We start from the raw sequence: 6,293 nt of genomic DNA, 5'->3' as shown, positions 1-6,293 counted from the left end.
GTGATGCTCAACGCCCTGCGCGAGACCCACGCCGCCGAGGCCGCCATCAACCAGGCCGTCAGCACCCTGCGCACCGCGCTGGGCACCGCCTGACGGCCACTGAGACATCCACAGGGAGAACTTCGCATGTCCACCACCCCCACCGTCCTTCTCGTGCACGGCGCCTTCGCGGACGCCGGCAGCTGGTCCGGCGTCATCGCCGAGCTGCAGCAGCACGGCATCCCCGTCGTGGCGCCACCGAACCCGCTGCGCGGCCTGGCGTCCGACGCCGCGTACATCGCCTCGGCGGCCGCCCAGATCAAGGGCCCGGTCGTGCTGGTCGGCCACTCCTACGGCGGTGCGCTGATCTCCGTGGCCGGGACCGTGGAGAACGTCGTCGGACTGGTCTACGTGGCCGCCTATGTCACCGAGGAGGGCGAGAGCCTGGGCGAGTTGCAGGGGCGTTTCCCGCTGTCGCCGCTGGTCAGCAATCTGCGGGAGGCGACGTACCCCGTCGAGGGGGCGGCCGCCGCGGTGGAGGTCACCATCAAGGCGGAGGCGTTCTGGGAGATCTTCGCCGCCGATGTCCCGGCCGAGGTCACCAAGGTCCTGGCGGTCGCCCAACGGCCGCTGGCCGCCGGGGTGTTCACCGAGACGGCGTCAGCGGCGGCCTGGCGGTCCAAGCCGTCCTGGGCGCTGGTGGCCGGTTCGGACCAGGCGATCAACCCGGAGGTGCAGCGCTTCGGCGCGAAGCGGGCCGGGGCGACGATCGTCGAAGCGGAGGGCGCCTCGCACGCCGTGGCCGTGTCCCGGCCCAAGGAGGTCGCCGACCTGATCCGCGAGGCGGTACGCGCGACGAGCTGACACAGGCGGCTCCTGTGATCTCGCCTTCTCGTGCGCACCGCTCGTTTACGTCCCGCACACAGCACCCTCATACAATTCGCGTGATCATGTCCGGGCGTGCCGCTCGCGCATGGTGTGCGAGGGGGGCGGGTTGGCCGAGGAGAGCGCGGCGTTCGGGTCGGTGCTGCGGGAGTTGCGGCTGGCCGCGTCGTTGACGCTGGAGGGCCTGGCCGAGGTCTCGGGCGTCAGCGTGCGCGGCATCGGGGATCTGGAGCGGGGCCGGCGGGCGGCCCCGCAGCGCCGTACGGTGGCCGCGCTCGCCGACGGTCTGTGCCTGGCCGAACCGGAGCGGGAACGGCTCCTGGCCGCCGCCCGGGCCGGACGAAGCCCCGGCTACAGCCCTGCCGGCGTGCGCGCCTTCCCGCGCGGCATCGACGACTTCGTCGGCCGGGAGCGGGAGCTCGGGCGGCTGAGGGAGCTGGCGGAGGGGACGCACGTGGCAAGGCGGTCCGCGGCGAGGGGGGTGGAAGGCGGACCAGAGGTGGGCGTGGTCGTCGCCGCCGTGTCCGGGCCGCCCGGCACCGGCAAGACCTCCCTCGTGCTCCACGCCGCCCGGGAGTTGGCCGACCTCTTCCCGGACGGGCAGTTGCTCGTGGACCTGCGCGGCATGGATGACGTTCCGCCCGAGCCGGTCGAACTGATGCTGGGCGTGCTCAAGGCCCTCGGCGTGGCCGACCGGGATCTGGCGAAGGCCGGGCCGCAGGGGCATCCCGGGCTGTACCGGCAGGTGCTGGCCGACCGGCGGTGTCTGCTGGTGCTGGACAACGCCCGTGACGAGGCCCAGGCCCGCCCGCTGCTGCCCGGCAGTGGTACGGGGATGGTACTGGTGACCAGCCGGCGCATGCTCACCGGGCTGGAGAGCGTGCACCGGCTGCCGCTCGGGGAGCTGAGCGCGGACGAGGCGGCCGTGTTCCTGACAGGTCTGGTGGGCGAGGAGCGGGCCGCGGCGGATCCGGCCGCGCTGGCGGAGGTCGCCGAGCGGTGCGGGCATCTGCCGCTGGCGCTGCGGGTGGCCGGCAACTGGCTGGCCACCCGGACCGGTTGGAGCGTGCGCCGGCTGGCCGACCGTCTCGCCTTCGAGGAGCGGCGGCTGGACGCGCTGACGGCCGGGGACCTTCGCGTGTCGGCCGCCTTCGACCTGTCCTACCGCCAGCTCACCCCCACGGCGGCCCTGCTGTTCCGGCGTCTGGCCCTGGTGGAGGGCCCGGACGTCGGCGCTGCCTGCGCCGCCCGGCTGACCGGGCAGCAGCTGTTCGACGCCGAGGACACCCTGGAGGAGCTGGTCGAGACCGGTCTGCTCGGCACGGACGGGGACCGCTACCGCTTCCACGACCTGCTGCGGCTGTACGCCCGGGCCAGCCTGGCGGCGGAGGAGAGCACCGAGGACACCGAGCGGGCCCGCGCGGCGATGCACCACTGGCTGCTGGAGACCGCCGTGGTGGCCGGCCGCTGGTACGAGCCCGGCCACGGTGCCCCGCCCGCGACCTGGCAGGGCACGGTCGACCTGTCGACCGCCGAGAAGGCCCGCCGGTGGCTCCAGGCCGAGGGTGCCAACTGGCTGGCCGCGCTGCACCGGGCGGCCTCGGCGGAAGAGCACGCCGTCGTCGTGGAGGTGGCCGAGGCCCTGCACTGGTTCTCCGACCAGTGGATCTACTGGGGTCACTGGCCCGAGGTCTTCGGCACCGCCGCCCGCTCCGCCCAGGAGCTGGGCGACCCGCTCGTCGAGGCGACCCAGCTGAACTACCACGCCTGGGCGCTGCTCCTGTGCGAGGGACGCCACCATGACAGCATCGCCCGCGCCGCCCAGGCCCTCACTGCCGCGGAGCGCGCCGGCGACACGGTCCAGCAGGCGTGGGCGCACTTCTACACGGCCTGGGCCCTGCGCTGGCTCGGCGACTACACGCCGGCCGCCGAACACAACCAGCGGGCAGCGCGGTTGTTCCAGGACGCAGGCGACATGCACGGCACCGTCCAGGCCATGAGTGGTCACGGCAGCGTCCTGGTGGAGGCCGGCCGGGCGGAGGAGGCCATCGCCGCCAACCTTCGGGTTCTCGCCTTCCTCGATGCGGCCGGAGACCGCCTCGAACCGCACATCGCCCTGTTCACCCGGTTCAGCCGGCACCACGGCAACGGTCGCGCCTACGCCCTCCTGAAGCGCTGGGACGAAGCCGTCGAGCACCTCCGGAGCGCCCTCGAACTCAGCCACGACAGCGGCAACACCGGGCTGGAGAGCCGCTGCCTGGTCGACCTGGGGCAGGTCCTGCTGGACGCGGGGCGCGCGGCGGAGGGCCAAGACGCGTTCACCCGCTGTCTCGCCCTCGGCGCGGGCGCGGACCCCCGGGCCGTCACCGAGGCCCGCGACCAGCTGACCGGCCGAGCCACCTGAACGGCGGGGCTGCGCTCACCGCATTTCTGCCTGTGTTCTGCCTGGAGTCCCCAACCCGCCCCTGATTGGCTGCTGTTGCACGACAGCAATGCGAGAAGGGGGCGAGCCGATTGAGCCAGGTACTGACGACCGCTTCGGTTCCCGAAGGTGAGCAAGTCGCCTGCTGGCGCGACGCGGTGGGACGGGCGCTGGTGCCGATGACCGTCGTCCCGCGCGGCGCCGGCCCGTTCGACGGCCGGATCACGACCAGCGACCTCGGCCACCTGCGGGTGTCCACGCTGGAGGCGGACGCCGCACGGATCAGCCGTACGCCGTCACTCATCGCCCGCTCCCCCGAAGCGTTCCTGACCGTCGGCATCCAGGTGTCGGGCACGGCGACCCTCACCCAGGACGGCCGAAGGGCCCAGGTACGCGAGGGCGACCTGCTGGTCTGCGACTCGACGCGGCCGTACTCACTCGCCCACCCCGAGCGGTTCGCCACCCACGTCTTCCGACTCCCGCGCCCGGCACTGGGCGTGCCGGACGCCGATCTCCGCCGGATCACCGGTACCGCCATCGGCACCGCGGACGGCTTCGGCACCGTCCTGCTGCCCTTCCTGGCCTCGCTGGCGGCCTCCGCCCACTCCTACTCGCCCGCTCTCGGGAGCAGGCTGGCCGGCAGCGTCGTCGACCTGGTCGGCGCCCTGGTGGCCGAGCGGACCCGTCAGGCCGGCCCGGACCAGGACGGCACGCGCGCCCACCTGGTGCGGCGGGTCCGCGACCACATCGACCGCAACCTCGGCGATCCGGCCCTGTCGCCCGAGGCCATCGCCGGGGCGCACCGGATCTCCGTCCGGTATCTGCACCGGCTCTTCGAGGGCCAGGGCATCACCGTGGGACGGCTCGTCCAGCAGCGCCGGCTGGAGGAGTGCGCACGCGAACTGGCCCGCCACGGCCGGACCAACCCCACCGTGTCGGCGGTGGCCCGGCGTTGGGGTTTCGTCAGCCCCACCCACTTCAGCCGGGCCTTCCGTACGGCGTACGGCGTCCCGCCCAGTGAGTGGCGCGGCCCGCGCGCCTCCGCGGCCGCCCCCGGCGCCTGAGCCGCCTACGCCGCCGACCCGATCTGCGTCACCCCGCCCGGCTCCTGCGCGAACTGCGTCCGGTACAGCTGCGCGTACCGTCCGCCGGCCGCCAGCAGTTCCTCGTGCGTGCCGCGTTCCACGATCAGCCCCGCCTCCACCACGAGGATGAGGTCCGCGGTGCGCACGGTGGACAGGCGATGGGCGATCACGACCGCCGTCCTGCCCTCCAGGGCCTCGGCGAGCGCCTCCTGGACGGCCGCTTCGGAGGTGTTGTCGAGGTGGGCGGTGGCCTCGTCGAGGATGACGACGCGCTGGCGGGCCAGCAGCAGCCGGGCGATGGTCATGCGCTGGCGTTCGCCGCCGGAGAGGCGGTAGCCGCGTTCGCCGACCACCGTGTCGAGGCCGTCGGGCAGGGACCGTACGAGATCGTCGAGGCGGGCGCGGCGCAGGGCGTCCCACAGGTCGGGCTCGGTGGCGGTGGGGCGGGCGAGGAGGAGGTTGGCGCGGACGGTGTCGTGGAAGAGATGGCCGTCCTGGGTGACCATGCCGAGGGTGCCGCGCAGTGACTCGGTGCTCAGGTCGCGGACGTCGACGCCGCCGACCCGGACGGCGCCCTCGTCGACGTCGTACAGTCGCGGCAGGAGTTGGGCGACCGTCGACTTCCCGGCGCCGGACGAGCCGACGAGCGCGACGGTCTGCCCGGGGTCGGCGCGGAAGGAGATGCCGTGCAGGACTTCGGCGCCGCCCCGGCTGTCGAGCAGGGCCACTTCCTCCAGGGAGGCGAGGGAGACCTTGTCGGCGGACGGGTAGCCGAAGCGGACGTTCTCGAACTCGACGGAGACCGGGCCGTCGGGGACCGGCCGGGCGTGCGGCCGCTCCTTGATCAGCGGCTCCAGGTCCAGCACCTCGAAGACGCGCTCGAAGCTGACCAGGGCGCTCATCACCTCGACGCGCGCGCCGGCCAGTGCGGTCAGCGGGGCGTACAGCCGGGTCAGGAGCAGGGCGAGGGCCACGACGGCGCCCGGGTCGAGGGTGCCGCGCAGGGCGAACCAGCCGCCGAGGCCGTAGACCAGGGCCAGTGCCAGGGCGGAGACCAGGGTCAGGGCGGTGATGAACAGGGACTGCGCCATGGCCGTCCGTACGCCGACGTCCCGCACCCGGCGCGCGCGGGCGGCGAACTCCTCGGACTCCTGTTCCGGGCGGCCGAAGAGCTTGATCAGCGTGGCGCCGGGGGCCGAGAAGCGCTCGGTCATCCGGGTGCCCATCGCCGCGTTCAGGGCCGCCGCCTCCCGCTGCATTCCGGCCATCCGGCTGCCCATGCGCCGTGCCGGGATCACGAACACCGGCAGCAGCACCAGCGCGAGCAGCGTGATCTGCCAGGACAGGGTGAGCATCACGGCGAGCGTGAGCAGCAGTGTGACCAGGTTGCTGACCACCCCGGAGAGGGTGTTGCTGAAGGCGCGTTGGGCGCCGATGACGTCGTTGTTGAGTCGGGAGACGAGCGCTCCCGTACGAGTACGTGTGAAGAACGCGACCGGCATCCGCTGCACATGATCGAAGACAGCCGTCCGCAGATCGAGGATGAGGCCCTCTCCGAGCGTCGCCGACAGCCGTCGGCCGAGCACGCCGAGGGCCGCCTCGGCCACCGCGATGAGCGCGATGAGCAGGGCGAGTCGTACGACCGTGCCCTCGTCGCCGCCCGACACGATCGCGTCCACGACACGTCCGGCGAGGACCGGGGTCGCGACGGCGAGCAGCGCGGTCACCACGCCGAGGGCCACGAACCGGGCGATACGGCGGCGGTGCGGGCGGGCGAACTCGCCGATGCGGCGGAGGGTGGCGCGGGCGAGGGGACGGCGCTCCTGCTCGGCGTTCATGACGCTGTGCAGTTGGGTCCAGGCTGTGGTCTCCATACTCATGGGAAGGACCGTAGAACCTCGAGCATGATTGAGGTCAAGGTG

Annotated in this window: 4 protein-coding genes; 3 read left to right on the top strand and 1 reads right to left on the bottom strand. The window is 73.3% G+C overall.

Annotated elements, in window-relative coordinates:
• Nucleotides 1-126: 126 nt before the first annotated feature.
• The 3 genes from KUM49_RS04670 to KUM49_RS04660 all read left to right on the top strand — a co-directional run bounded on the left by KUM49_RS04670 (nucleotide 127) and on the right by KUM49_RS04660 (nucleotide 4,350).
• Nucleotides 127-843, top strand: coding sequence for an alpha/beta hydrolase (locus KUM49_RS04670; protein WP_217235390.1), 717 nt, complete (start codon nucleotides 127-129; stop codon nucleotides 841-843).
• Nucleotides 844-973: 130 nt separating this feature from the next.
• Nucleotides 974-3,268 carry a tetratricopeptide repeat protein gene (locus KUM49_RS04665; RefSeq protein WP_217235389.1) on the top strand — a complete coding sequence of 765 codons (2,295 nt, stop codon included), beginning with the start codon at nucleotides 974-976 and terminating at the stop codon, nucleotides 3,266-3,268.
• 110 nt (nucleotides 3,269-3,378) lie between these two features.
• Nucleotides 3,379-4,350: a helix-turn-helix domain-containing protein gene (locus tag KUM49_RS04660; protein ID WP_217235388.1), complete on the top strand. Its 972-nt coding sequence runs from the start codon at nucleotides 3,379-3,381 to the stop codon at nucleotides 4,348-4,350.
• Between the two features lie 5 nt (nucleotides 4,351-4,355).
• Here the strand turns inward: KUM49_RS04660 and KUM49_RS04655 are convergent, their stop codons facing one another.
• On the bottom strand, nucleotides 4,356-6,245 hold the full coding sequence (locus tag KUM49_RS04655; protein ID WP_217235393.1) for an ABC transporter ATP-binding protein: 1,890 nt from the start codon (nucleotides 6,243-6,245) through the stop codon (nucleotides 4,356-4,358).
• Nucleotides 6,246-6,293: the final 48 nt, after the last annotated feature.

The organism is Streptomyces sp. AC555_RSS877, assembly GCF_019049245.1.
GTDB lineage: Bacteria > Actinomycetota > Actinomycetes > Streptomycetales > Streptomycetaceae > Streptomyces.
Note: the sequence above shows the minus strand (reverse complement) of the source record. Positions and strands in the feature narration are given on the sequence as shown.